This is a genomic window from Variovorax sp. GW821-FHT09A10 (assembly GCF_059418385.1).
The window spans coordinates 966,690-985,613 of the sequence record NZ_JBWKPT010000002.1; the positions used below are offsets into that span (position 1 = coordinate 966,690).

The window sequence follows — 18,924 nt, forward strand, 5'->3', positions numbered from 1 at the left end:
GGCTCAGGCCAGCAAGCCACGCGAACGCGCTGCGAAAACGGCGCGCGTGCGCGAGGAAACGGTGAGCTTGCGGTAGATGTTCTTGATGTGGCATTCGACGGTGTGCCGCGACAGGAAGATCTGCTCGGCTATCTCGCGGTTGGTCAGGCCTTCGGCAACCAGCTGGAGGATCTGCAGTTCGCGTGCGGTCAGCACATCTTCACCGACGCGACCCGGCGTGGCCGGTGGCGCCTGCGTGAGGTCGAGGATGCGACGCGCGATGAACGGATCGATCGGCGCCCCGCCGCGCAGCACGCTGCGGATCGACAGCAGCAGCTCCAGGTCGTCGCGCTCCTTGAGCACGTAGCCGGTGGCGCCGGCGCGCAGCGCGTTGAGGATCAGGTCGTCGGTGCTCCAGGCGGAGATCACGAGGATGCCGGGGCCGTCGTCCGCATTCACCGATGCACTCATCTGCGTGATCAGCTCCACGCCGTTGCCGTCGGGCAGGCCCAGGTCGACGAGCACCAGTGCAAACGGCTGCCGCGCGAGTTCGACGCGGGCATCGGCCAGCGTGCCCGCCAGCACCAGCACCTCGCGGGCATAGCCCAGCTGGGCCAGGATGTCGACGATGCGCCGCTGCATCAGCGCGTCGTCCTCGACGATCAGCACGGGTGCCGGCAAATCGGGACTGGGCGGCGGCGTCATCGCCGGACCTTCGGGCTGGGGAGAGAAAGCGGACATCAGGACGGTTCGGACAAGGTGGGAAGCATGCCCGAATCATCACCCAGGCTTCGCGCGCGAAGCTGCAGTGTCCCCTCGCGGCTGCGCGCCTGCCATCACCAGATCTGGGGGTTCTGGGGGCAAGGCGCGGCATCGGTCGGTCTTCGCCTACAGACACGCGCCATGCGAGCGACCATCGTGGGGCCATGACACATCCGATCGAACTCATCATCGACGAGCCGGCTCCCGGATCCTTTGTCTGGCGGCTGCTCGAAACCGACACCGACGGTGCGCATCCCACCGTCCTTCGCTGCGCCTTCGACCCGGTCGAGAGCTACGAGCTCGCACTGGCGTCGGGACAGCGCGCCCTGCGCAGCGAGATGCGCACGCACGGCACGACAACAGAAGGCCACTGAGCTGATGGCGGCTTCGCGAGGCGTCCTACCGCTGTCGCGCCGTCGGTTCCCAGGCAAGTGAACCCGCCGCCCGCGGCCACGGTCGACCCGGCGGTCGCCGAATGTTGGCGCTTCGCGGGGGCGGTCGCATACTCGACAGATGCCCTCTTCCCCCACGCGTGCGCGGGTCTACCTTGCCGGCCCCGACGTGTTCCGGCCCGACGCCGCGCAGTACTTTGCCGCGCTGGCGCTGGCCTGCGACGCACTTGGCATGACGGCTGTGCCGCCATTCGACGGCACGCACGCCGGCCCCGACCCCGCGCGCCGGATCTACGAGGAAAACATGAAGCTGCTGCGGTCAGCGGACGGCGTCATTGCCAACCTCGCGCCGTTCCGCGGGCTGGAGCCGGATTCGGGCACGGTGTTCGAGGTCGGCGTGGCCATCGCCCTGGGCCTTCCGGTGGCCGCCTACGGCGTTCCGCCAGGCACCTATGCGCAGCGCGCCGCCACGGCAGGCGTCGTCGGCCGCGACCCGGACGGCAGCTTGCGCGACCCCGAGGGCACGCTGATCGAAGATTTCGGGCTGCCGCTGAACCTCATGCTGGCCTGCTCGGTGCGCTTTTCGGACCTGGCGACCGACGCCTTGCGGGTGCTGGCCGAGGTGTTGGGGTCTGCGCCTGCCCAGCGGCAGTGAGTCGAAATTCGTGAAATAAGTCACGAATCTAAGGCGGGACATCACCAATTCTGGGGAGCAAGCCCCTCGAAGTAAGCCTTTCAGCCTCTTTTTGCGTTGGACATGCCAACGCCCCAAAAAGGAGGCCAGCATGCCCCCCTCAGATCAACAAGCAGTTTTCGAAGCGGCGGGCCGCCTGGGTTCCATGGAGGTCCTCGCCACGCAGATCAGCGCCATCGTCTCGATGCTGCGCGCCCTGTACGCCGCACACCCCGAGCCGGCGAAGGTCCGATTCCATTTCGACCGGCTGATCGGCCAACTGCTGAGCAGCCCCTACCTCAGCCACGACCCGGATCACGCGCTGATCCTTCAAGACACGGCCGCGACCCTGGTCCGGCCATCGATCGAATCCGATCCGGTGCGTTGAGCATCAGGTGCCCACCAAGGAGAGACTGAAATGAGCTTCGAAAAAATCAAGCTGCGGTTCGGCCGGTCGTTCCGTCGCGGCGACCGCGTCGTCAGCGAAGGCCGGCCCGGCACCATCACCGGAGCGACCTATCCGCACGTGCGGGTGCGCTTCGACGGGCGGCAAATTTCGGTGCCTTGCGATCCTTGCGAACTGCATGTGGGCGCAGCGCCGATCGCGACGCTATCCGCACTCGTACCGCAGCCGTCCTGAAGACATCGCTTCGCCATTTCGGCGAGGCAGCCACGCGTTGCGAGCAGACGCAAAAAAGCCCCGACTGGCGGGGCTCTTTTGGGCTGTTTGATCACTGCAAAGTGATCAGGAAGCCAATCCTGGCGGAACCGGAGGGATTCGAACCCTCGATGAGGCTCTACACCCCATACTCCCTTAGCAGGGGAGCACCTTCGGCCACTCGGTCACAGTTCCTGAAAGCAACCGCAATTATGCCATTACTTAAGCGGTCGGTTGATCGAGATCGAACGCTTTATGCAGCGCGCGCACGGCCAATTCCATATATTTTTCGTCGATCACGACCGAGGTCTTGATTTCGCTGGTCGAGATCATCTGGATGTTGATGCCCTCTTCGCTCAACACACGGAACATCTTGCTGGCCACACCCACGTGGCTGCGCATGCCGATGCCCACGATGCTGACCTTGCAGATCTTGGTGTCGCCCACGATTTCGGTGGCACCCAGCGAAGGCATCACCTTCGACTCGAGCAGCTCGACCGTGCGCGCGAACTCGTTGCGATGCACGGTGAAGCTGAAGTCGGTCTTGCCGTCCTTGCTGAGGTTCTGGATGATCACATCCACTTCGATGTTGGCGTCTGCCACGGCACCGAGGATGTGATACGCGATGCCCGGCTTGTCGGGCACGCCGAGCACCGAGATCTTGGCTTCGTCGCGATTGAATGCGATGCCGGATACGACGGCTTGTTCCATGTTTTCGTCTTCCTCGAAAGTGATCAGCGTGCCGGACTTGGCCTCTTCATTGATGTCGATGTCCCACGGCGTGAAGCTCGAAAGCACGCGCAGCGGCACCTTGTACTTGCCGGCGAATTCCACCGAGCGGATTTGCAGCACCTTGGAGCCCAGGCTGGCCATCTCGAGCATCTCTTCGAAGCTCACGGTGTTCAGGCGGCGCGCGTCGGGCTCGACGCGTGGGTCGGTGGTGTAGACGCCGTCGACGTCGGTGAAGATCAGGCACTCGCTGGCCTTCATGGCCGCCGCGATGGCCACCGCCGAGGTGTCGCTGCCGCCACGGCCGAGCGTGGTGATGTTGCCCTCGTCGTCCACGCCCTGGAAGCCGGTGATGACCACGACGCGGCCGGCCTCGAGGTCGGCGCGCACCTTGGCGTCGTCGATGCTCTCGATGCGGGCCTTGGTGTACGAGTTGTCGGTGCGCACCGACACCTGCCAGCCCGCGTAGCTCACGGACTCAGCACCCTCGGCCTGCAGCGCCATCGCCAGCAGCGCCGACGAGGCCTGCTCGCCGGTGGCGGCGAGCATGTCGAGTTCGCGGTGATAGGCCACGCCGGGTTTGCCCGGGGAGAGCTCCTTGGCAAGACCGAGCAGGCGGTTGGTCTCGCCGCTCATGGCGCTGGGCACCACGATCATCTGGTGACCCGCACGCGCCCATTTGGCGACGCGCTTGGCGACATTGCGGATGCGCTCGGTCGAGCCCATCGACGTGCCGCCATATTTGTGAACGATCAATGCCATGGATGAAATCAGAGAAAGATAAAGGGCCGCCTGGACAGCGGCGCCCTGCAAGCCGTCAGAGCGAAGTCTTCAGCGAGGGCGGGGCATTGTACCAATGCAGCCGCTCGCCCCTGCGCTCGGCGAAGCCCGCGCCCACCTTGAGGTGGATGCGGTGGCCGCGCGTGGTGCAGGCTCGGACCTGGTCCAGCAGCTGGTCGAGCTGCGCCGCACTCGGTGCGCAGCCATGCGACTGCATCAGCCAGTGGCGCAGCACGTTGGCCTGCCGTGCGCGGGACAGCGCCTGCAGCGGCCGGATCTGCGGCGGCTCGCCCACCGCGGCGAGGTCTTGCACAGCCAATTCGCCCAGCAGCTGCTGCGCCTGCGCCGCGTGGCCGATGCTGCGCGCGAAGGTGGCGCGGAACTGCGGGAAAGCGTCCGCCAATGCAGGGAGCAGCACGGCGCGAATGCGGTTGCGGGTGTAGCGTGCGTCGGCGTTGCTCGGGTCTTCGATCCACGGCAACTGCTTGTGCGCAAGCCAGTCCCGGATATCGGCCGCCGGCACCGCAAGCAACGGTCGATGGATGTTCAATCCGTCGCGCACAGCATGCGCAGGCATCGCGGCCAGGCCCGGCAGGCCGGCGCCGCGGGACAGCGCCAGCAGCAGTGTTTCGATCTGGTCATCGGCATGGTGCCCCAGCGCAATGGACGACACGGCAGGCCGCGCCCCATCGGCTTGCGCCATGGCGGCATACGCCTGATAGCGTGCGCGTCGTGCCGCATCCTCGGGACTGTCGCCTGAGGCATGCCGCGCGTCGACCCGGTGCGTCACCAACGGCACGCCGAGCCGTTCGCAGACCTGCGCACACTGCCGCTCGAAGTCGTCGGCCGCTGTCTGCAGGCCATGGTGCACGTGAAAGGCGATCACCTGCCCCGGCCAACGCGCCGCGCAGGCCGCGAGCAAGGCGGTCGAATCCGCTCCGCCGCTGAAGCCGACGGCCAGCGGCAGGCAGGCCGGTTCGAACGCGGCCATGGCGCGTTCGAAGGCTTCGCTCATGATGGAAAAGGAAAAGCCGCTCAGCGGCTGTTGTCGGCCTTGGTGTCGTTGAACCGGCCATAGCTCTGCAGGCGCTCGTAGCGGCGGTCCAGCAGTTCCTTCGTCTTCAGATCGCTGACCTGGCGGAAGGCGTCGTTGAGCGCGCGCTTGAGGAACGCGGCCATCTGGCGATGGTCGCGGTGCGCGCCGCCGACGGGTTCGTTCACGATCTTGTCGACCAGGCCCAGTGCCTTCAGGCGGTGCGCCGTGATGCCCAGTGCATCGGCCGCTTCCTGCGCCTTGTCGCTGGTCTTCCAGAGAATGGACGCGCAGCCTTCGGGGCTGATCACTGAGTAGATCGAGTACTGCAGCATCACGAGCTGATCGCCGACCGAAATGGCCAGCGCGCCGCCCGAACCGCCTTCACCGATGATGGTGACGATGATGGGCACCTCGAGCTGCGCCATCTCGAAGATGTTGCGGCCGATGGCTTCCGACTGGCCGCGCTCTTCCGCGTCAATGCCGGGATAGGCACCGGGCGTGTCCACGAAGGTGAACACCGGCAGCTTGAATTTTTCGGCCGTCTTCATGAGACGCAGGGCCTTGCGGTAGCCCTCGGGCTTGCTCATGCCGAAGTTGCGCGCGGTGCGCTCCTTCGTGTCGCGGCCCTTCTGGTGGCCGAGCACCATGCAGGGCACGCCGTTGAAACGCGCCAGACCACCGACGATCGACAGGTCGTCCGAGAAATGACGGTCACCATGCAACTCGACGAAGTCCGTGAAGATTTCGTTGACGTAGTCGAGCGTGTACGGGCGCTCCGGATGCCGCGCGATCTTGGTGATCTGCCAGGGCGTCAGGTCGCTGTAGATGTCCTTGGTGAGCTGCTGGCTTTTCTTGCCGAGCTGATCGATTTCTTCCGAGATGTCGACCGCCGATTCGGTCTGGACATAGCGCAGTTCTTCGATTTTGGTTTCGAGTTCAGCAATGGGCTGCTCGAAGTCGAGGAAGGTTCGTTTCGCCAACGTCTTCTCCTGTTTTGTTCAATATGCGACCGGCACGGGGTCCAGCGATCGCCAAATATACCAAGTCGCCACGCTGCAATACGGCGCCCAGGCCACGGCGACGTCGCGGGCATCGCTGCGGCTGACCGGGTCGCCCGAAAAATAGTTGACGCTGATGCCGTTGAGCAGCCCCTGGTCGTCGACCGGCAGCACGTTCGGGCGCATCAGGTGGAAGATGAGGAACATCTCGGCGGTCCAGCGGCTGATGCCGCGGATGGCCACGAGCTCTTCGATGATGAGCTCGTCCGACATGTCTTTCCAGCGGTCGACATGCACGGTGCCCGAATCGAAATTCAGGGCCAAGTCGACCAGGTACTCGATCTTGCGCGCCGACAGCCCGGCGCCGCGCATGTCGTCGACCTTGAGCTTGAGCACGTTGGCCGGCGTCAGCTTGCGCGGCAGCGTCGCGAACTTGTCCCAGGTCGACTGCGCGGCCTTCACCGAGATCTGCTGGCCCACGATGCTGCGCGCCAGTGTGGTGAAGGCGTCGCCGCGCGACTCGAGGCAGGCCTCGCCGAACTTCGGAATGAGCCGCTTCATCACGCGGTCTTTCTTGGCCAGGTGCTTGCAGGCTTCCTCCCAATAGTCCGGCGTGTAGATGCGCACGCTGGTCTGCTGGGTGGCGGGTACGGGGTTCGTCGTTCCGTTCACTGTGCAGCCGCCCAGGTCGTTCCCGTGGGCGAATCCTTGAGCTCGATGCCCTGCTCGAGGAGTTCCTTGCGAATGCGATCGGCTTCGGCGAAATTCTTCGCCGCCTTGGCCGCCGCGCGTGCGTCGATCTTCGACTGGATAGTGGCTTCGTCGAGCGTGGTGCCGGCTTGCAGGAACGCCTTCGGATCGCCTTGCAGCAGACCCAGCGTGCCGGCCAGCGCCTTGAGCAGGCCAGCGGTGTCTGCGGACTTCGTACGATTGACCTCGCCGGCCAGATCGAACAGCACGGCGATGGCTTCGGGCGTGCCAAAGTCTTCATCCATGGCCGCCTTGAAGCGCGCGGCGTGGGGCTGCGTCCAGTCGATGGCTACGGTCGCGGGCGCCACCAGGTCGAGCGCGGTGTATAGGCGCTTGAGCGAGTTGCGTGCGTCGTCGAGGTGCGCGTCGCTGTAGTTGAGCGCGCTGCGGTAATGCGTGCGCACCAGGAAGAAACGCAGGCTTTCAGCGTCGTACTTCTGCAGCACTTCGCGGATCGTGAAGAAGTTGCCCAGGCTCTTGGACATCTTCTCGTTGTCCACGCGCACGAAGCCGTTGTGCACCCAGAAGCGCGACAGCGGCTTGCCGTTGGCGCCTTCGCTCTGCGCAATTTCGTTCTCGTGGTGCGGGAACTGAAGGTCCGCGCCGCCGCCGTGGATGTCGAAGGTTTCGCCGAGCGTGGCGCAGCTCATGGCCGAGCACTCGATGTGCCAGCCTGGGCGGCCGGTGCCGAAGGGGCTCTCCCACTTGGCGTCGTCGGGCTCGGTCGGCTTGGCGGATTTCCAGAGCACGAAATCGAGCGGGTCCTGCTTGCCGTCGAGCACCGCAACGCGTTCGCCCGCGTGCAGTTCGTCGAGCGACTTGCCCGAGAGCTTGCCGTAGCCGGGGAACTTGCGCACCGCATAGTTCACGTCGCCGTTGTCCGAGCGGTAGGCCAGGCCCTTGCGCTCCAGCGTTTCGATGATGCCGAGCATCTGCGGCACGTATTCGGTGGCGCGCGGCTCGATGGTCGGTGGCTCGATGCGCAGTGCACCGATGTCCTCGTGCATGGCTGCGATCACCTCGTCGGTCAGTGCACGAATGGTGATGCCGCGCTGAACCGCGCGGGCAATGATCTTGTCGTCGATGTCGGTGATGTTGCGCACGTAGGTCACGGCATAGCCGCTGGCGCGCAGCCAGCGCTGCACCACATCGAACGCCATCATCATGCGGGCATGGCCGATGTGGCACAGGTCATAGACCGTCATGCCGCACACGTACATGCGAACCTGCCCAGGTTGCAGGGGGGAGAATTCCTCCAATTCACGCGACAGCGTGTTGTAGATGCGCAGACTCATGGGACTCGGAAAGCGTTGATTCGCGCACGTGCGGTACGGGCGAACAACGGTGTATTTCAGGGGTGACGGGGGGCGTAGCTACGAGGGGTTCGACGTGGCCCCTCGGCTACAATGCGACGCAGTATAAACGGCTGCCGCCGCGCAGCATCCGGGTGTTCTCCAGGCCCGCTCCCCCTATCCTGCCGAGACTTCATGAAGCACGCCGTGTTCTCCAAACTCCCCCTCACCTTTGCACTGCTGTTCGGTCTGTGGGGCTTTGCCGCGCACGCCAACGACTACGACGACGTCAACCTTTTGCTGCGCCAGGGCAAGTCCGCCGAGGCGCTCGCCAAGGCCGACACCTACATCGCCGGCAAGCCGCGCGATCCGCAGATGCGCTTCCTGCGCGGCGTGATCCTCACCGAGCAGAACAAGACCGCCGAGGCCATCACCGCATTCACGCAGCTCACGCAGGACTTCCCGGAACTGCCCGAGCCCTACAACAACCTCGCGGCGCTGTATGCCTCGCAGAGCAAGTTCGACCAGGCCCGCGCCGCGCTCGAAACCGCGCTCAAGCTCAGCCCCAACTACGCCACCGCGCACGAGAACCTCGGCGACGTGTACGCGCGCCTGGCGGCCCAGGAGTACCAGCGCGCCCAGCAGTTCGCCACCACCAACGCGAGCGTCGCGCCCAAGCTCTCGCTGATCCGCCAGATCTTCACGCCGAAGGCCGCGGCTGATGCGGCCGCGCTGCCGGCCGCGCCCGCCGAAGTGCGCAAGCCCGTGGGCCGCACGACCAAGTAACAGCCTCTTGCAATCCGGCGGTGCGCACACAGTTGCCTCCCAACCTGCGCCCTCGCAGGACCATCGCCCTCCCCTCCACCCGCACACGGAGCCTCATTTGACGACTTCTGCACTTTCCCGTTTCAGCCGCCGCGGCGCCCTCACGCTGGCTGCGGCCCTGGCCTTCGGCGCCGCCGCCGGCGCGCATGCCCAGCAGGCCGCACCGCGCGTCAAGCTCGCCACCTCGGCGGGCGACATCGTGGTCGAGCTCGATGCGGCCAAGGCCCCCAAGACGGTCGAAAACTTCCTGCAGTACGTCAAGGACAAGCACTACGACGGCACGGTGTTCCACCGCGTCATCGACGGCTTCATGATCCAGGGCGGCGGCTTCACGGCCGACATGCAGCAAAAGCCCACACGCCCGCCGATCCCGCTCGAGGCCAACAACGGCCTGAAGAACGACAAGTACACGATCGCGATGGCCCGCACCGGCAACCCGAACTCGGCCACCTCGCAGTTCTTCATCAACGTGAAGAACAACGACTCGCTCAACGCACCCAACCCCGACGGCTACGGCTACACCGTGTTCGGCAAGGTCGTCGCCGGCACCGACGTGGTCGACAAGATCCGCGCCGTGCAGACCGGCAACAAGGGCGGCATGCAGAACGTGCCCGTCGAAACCCTCACCATCAAGTCCGCCACGCTGGCGAAGTAATCTCATTTCCGTAGAAGGAGCTATCCCATGAGCAACCCCCAAGTCGAACTGCACATCAAGAACTACGGCGTCATCACGCTCGAACTCGACGCCGAAAAGGCACCGAAGTCGGCCGCCAACTTCATCGAGTACGTGAAGAAGGGCCACTACGACAACACGGTGTTCCACCGCGTGATCCCCGGCTTCATGGTGCAAGGCGGCGGTTTCGAGCCCGGCATGAAGCAAAAGCCCACCGGCGCCGAGATCGAGAACGAAGCCAACAACGGCCTCAAGAACGCCAACTACACCGTGGCCATGGCCCGCACGAGCGCACCGCACTCGGCCACCGCCCAGTTCTTCATCAACGTGGCCGACAACGGCTTCCTGAACCACACGGCTCCCTCGGCCCAGGGCTGGGGCTACGCGGTGTTCGGCAAGGTCACGGGCGGCGCCGATGTCGTCGACAAGATCAAGGCCGTGAAGACGGGCCGCAAGGGCTTCCATGACGACGTACCGCTCGAGGACGTCGTGATCGAAAAGGCAGTCGTCACTGTCGAGTGATGCACCTCAGGCACGACGCAGCGGCATGACCCCGGTGGCGAACCCGGCTTTCTCCGAGCTGGTGGCGCCGCCCGCGTGGCGCACCGTCGACCTGATCTCCGACCTGCACCTGCAGGCCAGTGAGCTGGCCACCTTCGAGGCTTGGCAGGGCTACCTGCAGACCACGCCGGCCGATGCGCTGGTGATCCTCGGCGACCTGTTCGAGGTGTGGGTGGGCGACGATGCCGCCGACCAGCCCGGCTTCGAGGCGCAATGCGTCGAGTTGCTGCAGCGTACGGCGCAACGCATGCCGGTGTTCTTCATGCACGGCAACCGCGACTTCCTCGTCGGCAAGGCCTTTGCCGCGCAATGCGGTCTCACGCTGCTCGACGACCCCACCGTGCTGGTGCTGCACGGCGAACGCTGGCTGCTGAGCCATGGCGACGCCCTCTGCCTCGAAGACACCGACTACCTCCAGTTTCGCGCCCAGGTGCGCACGCCCGAATGGCAGGCCGCGTTCCTTGCGCGCCCGCTGGAAGAGCGCCGCGCCCTCGCCCGCGCCATCCGTGCACAGAGCGAAGACCGCAAGCGCGATCCCTCGACCCTCTGGGCCGACGTGGACGCCGACGCGGCCCGCCAATGGCTGCAGCACGCGGGCGCCAGCGCGCTGATCCACGGCCACACCCACCGCCCCGCCGTCCACGACCTGGGCCACGGCCTGCGTCGCATCGTGCTGAGCGACTGGGATGCCGCCGCCCATCCGCCGCGCGCGCAACTGCTGTGCCTGTCGGCCGCAGGCGCGCAGCGCGTCGACCTGCGCTAGCCGCACCGCCCGCCGATGTTCAAGTGGCTGCGCCGCCTGCGCACCCCGCCCCCGATTCCCGACGCCGCCTGGCGCGCCACGCTCTCGCGCTACGCCTTCCTGGGCGAACTGCCGTCCGCAGAACAACAACGGCTGCGCACGCTGGCGGCCGAGTTCCTGCGGGACAAGGAATTCCATGGCACGCAGGGCTTCGTCATCACCGACGAAGTGGCGCTGGCCATCGCGGCGCAGGCCGTGCTGCCGGTGCTGCACCTGAAGGACGGGCTCGACTGGTACGACGATTTCGTCGGCATCGTGGTGCATCCGTCCGAGGTGGTGGCGCAGCGCAAGATCGTCGATGACGCACTGGTGGTGCACGAGTACGAAGAGGTCGTCGCAGGCGAGGCGATGGACCAGGGCCCCGTCATGCTCAGCTGGCAGGACGTGCTCGCGAGCAGCGTGACCAGCGAAGGCGGCTACAACGTCGTGATCCACGAGTTCGCCCACAAGATCGACATGCGCAGCGGCATCGCGGACGGCTGCCCGCCGCTGCCGGCCGGCTTCATGGGCCGGCGCAGTGCGCGCGAGGCGCGTGCGGCCTGGATGGCGGTGCTGCAACCGGCCTACGACGACTTCCGCGAAAAGACCATCCTCGGCGAGCGCTTCGGCGCCGAGCCGCCCTGGCTCGACGACTACGGCGCGACCTCGATCAGCGAATTCTTCGCGGTGGCCTGCGAGGCCTACTTCGTGAACCGGCCGAACTTCGCGCGCGACTTTCCGCAGGTCGTGGCGCTGTTCGACGCATTTTTCCTTCCCGCGAAGCCCTGAGCTGACGCGATTCAGACAAAGAAAAAGGCGCCTCGGTGAGGCGCCCTTTTCATGCATGCGGCTGCATCGCCGCAATGCCTCTTCTTACTTGCGCAGCAACGCCTTCAGCGCGTTCTGCAGACGGCGCGCGGTGGCAGCGTCATGCGCAGCAGCCAGCACCTTGCCGGCGTCCTGGCCCCAGGTCTGGGCCGGCGTCGGGTCGCCGCGCTTCGTCAGCAGCTTGAGCTGCAGCGCGCGGCGTGCGTCGAGCTGCTCGGCGGGCGTCGGCACTTCGGCGGCCATTTCGAGGCGCAGCAGCGCTTCGGCGGCATCGCCTGCGGCGGCCGTCGGTGCGGTCCCCACGGCTTGCGACCACTGGCTGCGCACGGCCGGCGTCACGGCGCGGCCCAGTTCCTGCACGCTCGGCAGGCGGGCTGCGTCGCGCTGCTCCCAGGCGCCGAGTACCTGCGTAAGGGCTTCGCCGTGGGCCTGCGCGGCCAGCTTGCGCAGCGCAAAGTCGGCGCGCTCGAGCGCTTCGCGCTGGGCGCGGAAGGCGGCATCGCCCAGACGTGGGCCACGGTCCTCGCGCGGCGGACGGTCGCCGAAACGGCCACCACCGCCGGGCGCACCACGATCGCCACCGCGTGCATCGGGACGCGGGCCACCACGGTCGTTCGGACGACCGGGGCCACCGGCACCGGGACGGCCGGCGTCGCGGCGGTCACCGAAACGGCCCGTGCCACGCGCAGCGGGTGCAGCTTCACCCTTCTTGCTGCTCGGCCGGTCGTCGCCGCGCATGGCGACCACGGGCTTGGGTGCGGGCTTCGGCGGCGCGGCCGGCGCGACGCTTGCGGCTTCACCCGCTTCGTGCGCGGCGCTGTCACTGCGGGCCGAGGCATCGGCACCGTCTGCGGGGGCGACCAGATCGGGTGCGTCGGCCGCTGCCGCCGCAGGGGCGGATGGCAGGGCTTCGGCGTCGCTCGAACCCGGCGTCTGCTCGGCGCTTTCGCCGAACTCGGCGGCGGCCTGACCGGGGGCTTCGACACCGGTCGCGCCGACCGAGGGGCCGTCGCTCGTGGCGGCGGGTGCCGGAGCGGGCGCCGGTGCTTCACCGCGCAGTGCGGCTTCGAGGCCAGCGATGGCAGCGCGGATCTTCTGCGCATCGCCACCGGCATTGGCCGCATCGAGTGCCTTGGACGCATCGAGCACGTAGCGGTCGTGTTCGCTCATGGCGGCCGATGCCTTTTCGCGCTCGACCGTCTTGCGATTGAAGGCTTCGTCGATGGGCGCGCGGAAGGCGTCCCACAGCTTCTGTTCGTGGCGGCGGTCGAGCGGCACACTCTGCGCCTCGGCCTGCCAGCGCTGCTGCAGCGCCTTGACGGCGTCGATGCGCAGCATCGGCTGGGCGCCCAGCTCGGCAGCCTCAGCGATCATGGCCTGGCGACGTTCGACGCTGGCCTTTTGCGCGGTCTCGAACGGGGCACGGGCGGCGCCGAAAGCCTCATTCCACAGTGGTTGCAGCTCGGCGAATACCTTCTCGCCCACATGGCCGGCATCGCGCCAGCGGTCGGCGAACTGGTGCAGCGCGCGGTTGTGCGCCTTCAGGTCGGTGGCGCCGGCATGCGCGGCGGCCCAGGCCTTGACCTCTTCGATCAGCGCGACGCGCAGGCCGCGGTGTTCGGCAGCATCGGCACGCACCTTCTCAAGCCAGGCCTCGACGACCTTGTGGGCTTCGTTGCAGGCTTCGTCGAAACGCTTCCAGAGCGCGTGGTTCGGCACGCCGCCCTGGTCGGCCTGCTTCCACTGGTCGCGCAGGGCGCGCAGGGTTTCCTGCATCTTGCGGCCGCCGAGGGCCTGGCCTTCGGGGCGCTTGAGCAGGCCTTCGGCCTTGGCGACGAGGTCTTCGCGCACCTTGTCTGCGCTCCAGCGCTGCCAGCCTTCGAGTTCGCCGGCGGCGACCAATGCGGCGTGCACGCGGGCTTCGAGCGGCGCATCGACCAGCTTGCCGTGCTCCTTGAGCACGGCGCGCAGCGCGGCGGCGGCGCCGGCGCTGGCCTTGCCGTGGCCTTCGGCGGTTTCCTGTTCAAGCTTGGCGAGGGCGGCCTGCACGGCGTCTTGCGCTGCAGCGCGCACGGCCGGGTCGACCTTGGGTGCGGCGGGACGTGCGGGTGCGGCGGCCTTGGGGGCCACCACTTCGCCGCGTGCAGCGCGCAGCTCGTCGGCCCAGACGGGCACGGGCGGCAGCGGTGCGGCGGCATCGGCCGCAGCGGCAATGGCCTGGGCCAGCGCGCCGTGGAACGAGTCGGACACCACGAGCAGCTGCGACTTGGAAGCGTCGAGCTGCGGTGCGAACTTGGCGTCGAGGCTGTTCCAGTTGGCATCGGCCACGATGTCGGCGGCCTGCTGCTGCCAATGGGTCACGTCGGCGCGCAGCGATTCTTCGGCGGCCTGGGCGTCCTTCCAGCCCTTGGTGGACAGCACTTCGAAGCGCTGTGCCAGCAAGACGGCGGCTTCGCGGTGGACCTGCGCACGGTGCTGCAGGTCTTCGATGCCCTTGACGCGCTCGGCCAGCTGGGCCTTCAGCCCGGCCAGCGGTTCGCGCGACAGCGGCGCGCCGGCCTTGGCGGCGTCACGCTGCCAGGCCAGTGCGTCGGCGATGTTGAGCTTGGACTGCGCCAGCAGCGTCTGGGCCTTCTGCGCCCACTCGGCGGCGATGGCCTCCTGGCCCTTGGCGCGCTTGATTTCGTCAAGCTTTTCGCGCAGCAGGCGCGCCGCGCCCTTGTCGCGGCCGCTCAACTCCTTGAAGACCTCTTGCATCTGCTCGGACGAAGGGTTGCCCGCGAGCCAGTCGCGGATGCGCGCGGAACGCTCGCCCGAGGTTGGCGCGGTGAAGGCGCCACCGGTGAGCGTATCGAGGGCCTGGAGGTCGTGTGGCTTGGAAGAAGTAGAGGTCACTGCGCGAAATCGTTGTCTTGGTAGAGAAAGCGAAGGCGCCGGCAAAGGCCGGCGCACATCGACATTTTCACCCAGTTGGCGAACAGCCCGCCGAATTCCGTGTCGGAACTGTGGCGCGCACCGTTCGGCGGGCTGGAAAGGGCCCGCAAGATATATAGCAAGGCGTGGCGAAAAGCCAAGCCCCGCTGGCTATTTCATGGTCAGGCTCAGCTCGGCGCCGGGCTTCCAGTCGGCGCCGCTGGCCGTGGTGCGCACGGCCCCCAGGAACAGGCGTTCGCTCGGCAGCTTCTGCGCCAGCAGGTAGTCGCGCACCACGGCGCCACGCTCGACCGCGAGCTGGCGCATCGATTCCTCGTCGACCTGCACGCTGGCCAGCAGCAGGTTTTCCATCTCCTTCACCGGCAGGTCCTTGGCCAGGCCGACCATGTTGCGCGGCTTGGTGATGTCGGAGCGCTTGTAGACGGCCGTGAGCAGCTCCGGGTATTCGGCGTCGGTCACCGGCGGCACCTCGGTGCCGGTCTGGCCGCCGCGCACGGCGATGCGGCGCTTCTCGGCCTGGGTCAGCTGGCGCAGGCGCTGGCGCTGGTAGGCGTCGCGTTCCTTTTCGAGGCTGGAGGTGCCCACCACCGTCATCTGCAGGGTCGGCCGGTCGGTCAGGGCCTTCACGACCTTGTCCAGGCCTTCCTTGGCGCCGGTGCTGAGCGCCGAACTGCCGGGCTCGAAGGTGATAGCGCTCGAATCGCCGCCGCCACCACCGCCCAGGCCGCCGGTCAGCAGGCTGAACGGCGCGGTCACGGCCTTGACGATCAGGTTGACCACCGCCTTGAAGATCAGCGGGCCGATGCTGAACTGCGGATCGTTGAGCGAGCCGCTGAGCGGCAGGTCGACATCGATCACGCCGTTGCGGTCGGCCAGCAGCGTCACGGCCAGGCGCACCGGCAGGCTGTTGGGCGCGCCGGCCACTTCGTCGCCGAACTTCAGCTGGTTGAGCACCAGCTTGTTGGTGGCGGTGAGCTGGCCGTCGGGCGCGATCTTGTAGTTGACGTCCATGCTCATCTTGCCGCGCTCGATGCCGTGGCCCGCATAGCGCACCGAGTACGGCGACAGCGGCGCGAGGTCGAGGTCGCGCATCTTGGCCGTGATGTCGAGTTCGAGCGGCTTGGCCAGCGGGTTGAGCTTGCCGGTGATTTCCAGCGCCGCGGTCTGCTGCGCCTTGCCGCGCAGCTCGAGGTCGGCCAGTGCCGGTCGACCGCCCTGCCCGTTCGGCGGGTTCGACGAGAAGGAACTGAGCTTGCCGGTCAGCTCGCTCAGGTCGGCCGAGTAGTTGGGCTTGACGAACAGGTCGGTGAAGTCGATCTTGCCGTTGACCAGGCTCATCGGACCGAAGTTGATGACCGGTGCCGGGCCGCTGTCGGCCGCCGGCGCGGCAGCCACCGCCGGCGCGGAGGCGACAGGCGCAGGCTCGGGTGCGCCACCGACCATGGCTTCAGCCGACACCGGCGCACCGCCCGAGGCCCGCTGCGGCGCCGAGGCCGGTGCGCGGGTCGTGGTGGTCGTGCCGCCCGGGCCCTTCCTGGTGCTGGCTTCGGTGGCGGCTGCAGCGGCGGCCTTCGAGGCCTCCTCGCCCTTCTTGGTCAGGCTCAGCAGGTTGAGGCGGCCGGTGGGATCGACGATCACGCGGGCGAAGAAGTCGGTCAGCGTGGTTTCGCGCACATCGACGGTCGGGGCCGCGTTGGGCGCCAGGCTGACCTGCAGGCCGCGCAGGCTCAACGTCTTCCAGCTCAGCAGCTGGCTGTTGCTGCGGTCGAAGCCCGGCGACTGGGTCAGCGAGACGCTGTTGGCGCGGAAGTCGTCCAGTGCGGTGTCGCCCGCCAGCTTGACGCTCATGCCGGTCGGCGCGGTCGCGTAGCGCACCGTGCCGCGGTAGCTCGCGAAGGCGCGGCGGATGTCGACATTGAGCGCGTCGGCGTAGTAGGCCTTGAAGGCGTGCGCCGGGAACGACGCCACCTCGAGCCGGCCCTCGGCCGCCAGCGGCTTGAGCACGACGGTGCCCTTGTAGTCGAAGCGCCCCGGGTCCGCGCGGCGGCCCGCGCCGATGCGGCCCGACACCTGCAGCGGCGAGACGGTGTTGGTGTCGGGTGCGATCTTCTGGGCGTGCAGCTTGAAGGCCGTGACCTCGATCGCCACCGGCGCCGAGCCGGCCTTGTCCGCATAGGACAGGCTGCCGTTGTCCACGGCCAGCGTGCCCAGCGTCAGTGCCCAGGGCTTGGTGTTGGCGTTGCTGGGGCGCGCCGCGCCGGCGTCGGCCGGCTTGGGCGCCGCCACCTTGGCGCCGCCGGCCGGGGTCTTGAGCCAGCGCTCGAACATCCAGCGCTTCTCGTTGTCGCGCTCGACGCTCACCTTGGGGTTGGTCGCGGTGAACGACGCGATGTTCAAGGTGTGCTTGCTCATGTCGACCTCGGCGTCGACCAGCTCGAAGCGGCCGACGCTGGCCAGCGCGGTCTTGGCCTGGGTCAGTGCCAAGCCGTCGGCGGCCAGGCGGCGCGCCTTGAACTTCAGGTCGGGCTGGGCCCAGGACACCTCGATCTGGCCGCTGAGCTTGCCGTCGAGCGTGGGCTCCAGGCTCTGCGCCAGGTACGGCGCGGCCAGCGACAGCGGCAGCGCCTCGACCTCGGTCTGCACGTCGGCGACCTTGTCGGTGGCGTTGCCCTTGAACTTCAGCGTGGCACCGGCAACCGCGGTGCTGCCGTCGAACTGTGCCGGCTTCTCCATGGGCCAGGTGACGGCCGTGAGGTTGATCCCGAGGTCGGTGAGGTCGATGGCCGCAGCGGGCTTGACGGTCTCGTCGCGCCAGCCGATGCGCCCGCCGTCCAGCGCGATCTTGTCGACCTGCACCTTGAGCTTGGGCTTCTCGGCGGCCGGCTTGCCGCCCGGGGCGCTGGCGGCGGGCGCGGGCAGCGGCGCCGCCTTTTCGGCCGCGCCGGTCGCGGGGTCGGTGGCCATCAAGTTGAGCTGACCGGCCGCGTCGCGCGCCACCACCAGCTGCGGCTTGGTCAGCACGACCTCGCTCAGGTGGAACACGGACTCCAGCGGGCGCACGTCGGCCAGTGCCAGCTTGAGCGAGTCGAAGCCGAGCAGGTCTCGGCCGCGGGCGTCGCCCAGCTTGGCGCCGTGGGCCTCGACGGTGCCGGTGATCTTCAGGCCGATGGTGCTGGCCTGCTGGAAATCGATCTTCAGGTCGGCGTCCAGGCTGCCGGCCTGCAGCTTCACCGGCAGGCCGCCGGGGATGTAGCCCAGGTACGGCACGAGGTCGAGCCCCTTGAACTGCACGTGGGCGTCGGTCTTGCGGCTTTGCGCGAACGGGGTCGTGAAGGCGGCCGAGTCGAAGTGGCTGCCGTTGAGCGCAAAGGCCAGCTTGGGCTCGGTCGTGATCTCGCGCTTGGACGCGAGGTTGCTCAGGAACGGCACATTCAGCATGAAGCCGCGCAGCTCGTGCCGGCGCTTGACGGTCTGGTCGTCGAAATCGACCGCGCCGTCCTTGATCGAGATGTTGTAGATCGCGAAGCGCGCGGGCTCGGCCTTCGGATCGGGCGGTGGGCCGGAGGCCAGTTTGGCCAGGATGTCGTCGATGTCGTACTTGCCGTCGGCCTGGTGCGTGAGCAGCACGGCGGGCGCCTCGACCGTCACCGCGTCGATCACGGGCGCCAGGCGGAACAGCGATTGCAATTCGGCGTCGGCATAGATGCGCTTGATGGCCACCTGCGGCTGCTTGCCGTCGGCGGTGGCGATGCGCAGGTCATTCAGTGCGAGTTCGAGCGTCCAGGGCTTGAAGTCGATCTTGCCGACGGTGACCTGCCGGCCCAGTTTCTCGCTCGCGATCTTCTGGAGCTGGCTCTTGGCAATCGGCGGCACCGCCAGCCAGGCGATGACCCACAGGGCCAGCAGAACCAGCAACGCGACAACCCCACGCCGCACCCATTTGTTTTGTTTGATCGAAGCAGCATCCATCCGCAGAAGTGTGCCGCAAACAGATGCCAACAAAGTTGGCCGAAACGTGAATGCGTTCCCTTTTGGCGAGGCATTGCGATGCCCGCGCGCCCCTCGACAGGATCGGTAGGCCGAAAGTGTGAACGCCACAAACAAGAAAGCCCGGTGAGTCGACGCAGTGTCTTGTCACCGGGCTTGATGGCGGGCTCAAAACCCATGCCATCGATTCGCGCGACCGGAAGTAATTGTTCCCGCCGTGCTGGCAGCAAGAGATTGCCGCCGTGGAGTCCTCCATCGTTCGAGTCCTTGACTTGCACCTCGGACT

17 protein-coding genes and 1 tRNA gene are annotated in these 18,924 nt (G+C 67.3%); 9 read left to right on the forward strand and 9 right to left on the reverse strand.

Annotation, left to right across the window (positions count from 1 at the left end; genetic code table 11):
• Positions 1–3 precede the first annotated feature (3 nt).
• Positions 4–720: a LuxR C-terminal-related transcriptional regulator gene (locus AC07Q9_RS11325; protein ID WP_495309424.1), complete on the reverse strand. Its 717-nt coding sequence runs from the start codon at positions 718–720 to the stop codon at positions 4–6.
• A 185-nt stretch (positions 721–905) separates the two neighbouring features.
• On the opposite strand from AC07Q9_RS11325, the gene AC07Q9_RS11330 reads away from it, so the two are divergent.
• From AC07Q9_RS11330 to AC07Q9_RS11345, 4 genes are all read left to right on the forward strand, one after another.
• Positions 906–1,115 (forward strand): hypothetical protein, encoded by a 210-nt coding sequence (locus AC07Q9_RS11330; RefSeq protein WP_495309426.1) that lies wholly within the window; start codon positions 906–908, stop codon positions 1,113–1,115.
• A gap of 139 nt (positions 1,116–1,254) precedes the next feature.
• Complete coding sequence (locus AC07Q9_RS11335) at positions 1,255–1,788, forward strand: nucleoside 2-deoxyribosyltransferase (RefSeq protein ID WP_492678619.1); 534 nt, start codon at positions 1,255–1,257, stop codon at positions 1,786–1,788.
• 130 nt (positions 1,789–1,918) lie between these two features.
• The gene (locus AC07Q9_RS11340; protein ID WP_492678617.1) at positions 1,919–2,194 is read left to right on the forward strand and encodes a hypothetical protein; all 276 of its coding nucleotides are present in this window, start codon (positions 1,919–1,921) and stop codon (positions 2,192–2,194) included.
• A gap of 30 nt (positions 2,195–2,224) precedes the next feature.
• A complete protein-coding gene (locus AC07Q9_RS11345; protein WP_489057025.1) occupies positions 2,225–2,446 on the forward strand; it encodes a hypothetical protein in 222 nt (73 codons plus the stop codon).
• Positions 2,447–2,566: 120 nt separating this feature from the next.
• Here AC07Q9_RS11345 and AC07Q9_RS11350 read toward each other — a convergent pair.
• The 6 genes from AC07Q9_RS11350 to cysS all read right to left on the reverse strand — a co-directional run bounded on the left by AC07Q9_RS11350 (position 2,567) and on the right by cysS (position 8,052).
• Positions 2,567–2,659, reverse strand: a tRNA-Ser gene (locus tag AC07Q9_RS11350).
• A 27-nt stretch (positions 2,660–2,686) separates the two neighbouring features.
• The gene (locus tag AC07Q9_RS11355) at positions 2,687–3,955 is read right to left on the reverse strand and encodes an aspartate kinase (RefSeq protein ID WP_099796662.1); all 1,269 of its coding nucleotides are present in this window, start codon (positions 3,953–3,955) and stop codon (positions 2,687–2,689) included.
• A 55-nt stretch (positions 3,956–4,010) separates the two neighbouring features.
• The gene (gene tilS, locus AC07Q9_RS11360) at positions 4,011–4,988 is read right to left on the reverse strand and encodes a tRNA lysidine(34) synthetase TilS (RefSeq protein WP_495309430.1); all 978 of its coding nucleotides are present in this window, start codon (positions 4,986–4,988) and stop codon (positions 4,011–4,013) included.
• A 20-nt stretch (positions 4,989–5,008) separates the two neighbouring features.
• A complete protein-coding gene (locus AC07Q9_RS11365) occupies positions 5,009–5,989 on the reverse strand; it encodes an acetyl-CoA carboxylase carboxyltransferase subunit alpha (protein WP_056582036.1) in 981 nt (326 codons plus the stop codon).
• Between the two features lie 18 nt (positions 5,990–6,007).
• Positions 6,008–6,679: a DNA-3-methyladenine glycosylase family protein gene (locus AC07Q9_RS11370; RefSeq protein WP_489057027.1), complete on the reverse strand. Its 672-nt coding sequence runs from the start codon at positions 6,677–6,679 to the stop codon at positions 6,008–6,010.
• Positions 6,676–8,052, reverse strand: a complete 1,377-nt coding sequence (gene cysS / locus AC07Q9_RS11375; RefSeq protein ID WP_495309433.1) for a cysteine--tRNA ligase — start codon at positions 8,050–8,052, stop codon at positions 6,676–6,678. Before cysS ends, AC07Q9_RS11370 begins: the two co-directional genes overlap by 4 nt.
• Before the next feature lie 192 nt (positions 8,053–8,244).
• Here cysS and AC07Q9_RS11380 point away from each other — a divergent pair, with 192 nt between their 5' ends.
• The 5 genes from AC07Q9_RS11380 (at position 8,245) to AC07Q9_RS11400 (ending at position 11,678) form a co-directional block, all read left to right on the forward strand.
• Positions 8,245–8,835 carry a tetratricopeptide repeat protein gene (locus AC07Q9_RS11380; RefSeq protein ID WP_495309435.1) on the forward strand — a complete coding sequence of 197 codons (591 nt, stop codon included), beginning with the start codon at positions 8,245–8,247 and terminating at the stop codon, positions 8,833–8,835.
• 97 nt (positions 8,836–8,932) lie between these two features.
• On the forward strand, positions 8,933–9,529 hold the full coding sequence (locus tag AC07Q9_RS11385; RefSeq protein WP_495309437.1) for a peptidylprolyl isomerase: 597 nt from the start codon (positions 8,933–8,935) through the stop codon (positions 9,527–9,529).
• Between the two features lie 27 nt (positions 9,530–9,556).
• The gene (locus AC07Q9_RS11390; protein ID WP_492678605.1) at positions 9,557–10,069 is read left to right on the forward strand and encodes a peptidylprolyl isomerase; all 513 of its coding nucleotides are present in this window, start codon (positions 9,557–9,559) and stop codon (positions 10,067–10,069) included.
• Between the two features lie 25 nt (positions 10,070–10,094).
• Positions 10,095–10,871 carry a UDP-2,3-diacylglucosamine diphosphatase gene (locus tag AC07Q9_RS11395; protein WP_489057031.1) on the forward strand — a complete coding sequence of 259 codons (777 nt, stop codon included), beginning with the start codon at positions 10,095–10,097 and terminating at the stop codon, positions 10,869–10,871.
• A 15-nt stretch (positions 10,872–10,886) separates the two neighbouring features.
• Positions 10,887–11,678, forward strand: coding sequence for a M90 family metallopeptidase (locus tag AC07Q9_RS11400; RefSeq protein WP_495309440.1), 792 nt, complete (start codon positions 10,887–10,889; stop codon positions 11,676–11,678).
• A gap of 84 nt (positions 11,679–11,762) precedes the next feature.
• Here the strand turns inward: AC07Q9_RS11400 and AC07Q9_RS11405 are convergent, their stop codons facing one another.
• Complete coding sequence (locus tag AC07Q9_RS11405) at positions 11,763–14,612, reverse strand: DUF349 domain-containing protein (protein ID WP_495309442.1); 2,850 nt, start codon at positions 14,610–14,612, stop codon at positions 11,763–11,765.
• Positions 14,613–14,801: 189 nt separating this feature from the next.
• Positions 14,802–18,620, reverse strand: coding sequence for a DUF748 domain-containing protein (locus tag AC07Q9_RS11410; RefSeq protein ID WP_495309443.1), 3,819 nt, complete (start codon positions 18,618–18,620; stop codon positions 14,802–14,804).
• Between the last annotated feature and the right edge of the window lie 304 nt (positions 18,621–18,924).

What these genes read in the sequence shown, in the direction of transcription:
- AC07Q9_RS11335 (WP_492678619.1), top strand. Translation starts at nt 1,255, where the DNA reads ATGCCCTCTTCCCCCACGCGTGCGCGGGTCTACCTTGCCGGCCCCGAC.
- AC07Q9_RS11395 (WP_489057031.1), top strand. Translation starts at nt 10,095, where the DNA reads ATGACCCCGGTGGCGAACCCGGCTTTCTCCGAGCTGGTGGCGCCGCCC.
- AC07Q9_RS11410 (WP_495309443.1), bottom strand. Translation starts at nt 18,620, where the DNA reads ATGGATGCTGCTTCGATCAAACAAAACAAATGGGTGCGGCGTGGGGTT.
- AC07Q9_RS11345 (WP_489057025.1), top strand. Translation starts at nt 2,225, where the DNA reads ATGAGCTTCGAAAAAATCAAGCTGCGGTTCGGCCGGTCGTTCCGTCGC.
- AC07Q9_RS11390 (WP_492678605.1), top strand. Translation starts at nt 9,557, where the DNA reads ATGAGCAACCCCCAAGTCGAACTGCACATCAAGAACTACGGCGTCATC.
- AC07Q9_RS11340 (WP_492678617.1), top strand. Translation starts at nt 1,919, where the DNA reads ATGCCCCCCTCAGATCAACAAGCAGTTTTCGAAGCGGCGGGCCGCCTG.
- tilS (WP_495309430.1), bottom strand. Translation starts at nt 4,988, where the DNA reads ATGAGCGAAGCCTTCGAACGCGCCATGGCCGCGTTCGAACCGGCCTGC.
- AC07Q9_RS11400 (WP_495309440.1), top strand. Translation starts at nt 10,887, where the DNA reads ATGTTCAAGTGGCTGCGCCGCCTGCGCACCCCGCCCCCGATTCCCGAC.
- AC07Q9_RS11355 (WP_099796662.1), bottom strand. Translation starts at nt 3,955, where the DNA reads ATGGCATTGATCGTTCACAAATATGGCGGCACGTCGATGGGCTCGACC.
- cysS (WP_495309433.1), bottom strand. Translation starts at nt 8,052, where the DNA reads ATGAGTCTGCGCATCTACAACACGCTGTCGCGTGAATTGGAGGAATTC.
- AC07Q9_RS11325 (WP_495309424.1), bottom strand. Translation starts at nt 720, where the DNA reads ATGTCCGCTTTCTCTCCCCAGCCCGAAGGTCCGGCGATGACGCCGCCG.
- AC07Q9_RS11330 (WP_495309426.1), top strand. Translation starts at nt 906, where the DNA reads ATGACACATCCGATCGAACTCATCATCGACGAGCCGGCTCCCGGATCC.
- AC07Q9_RS11380 (WP_495309435.1), top strand. Translation starts at nt 8,245, where the DNA reads ATGAAGCACGCCGTGTTCTCCAAACTCCCCCTCACCTTTGCACTGCTG.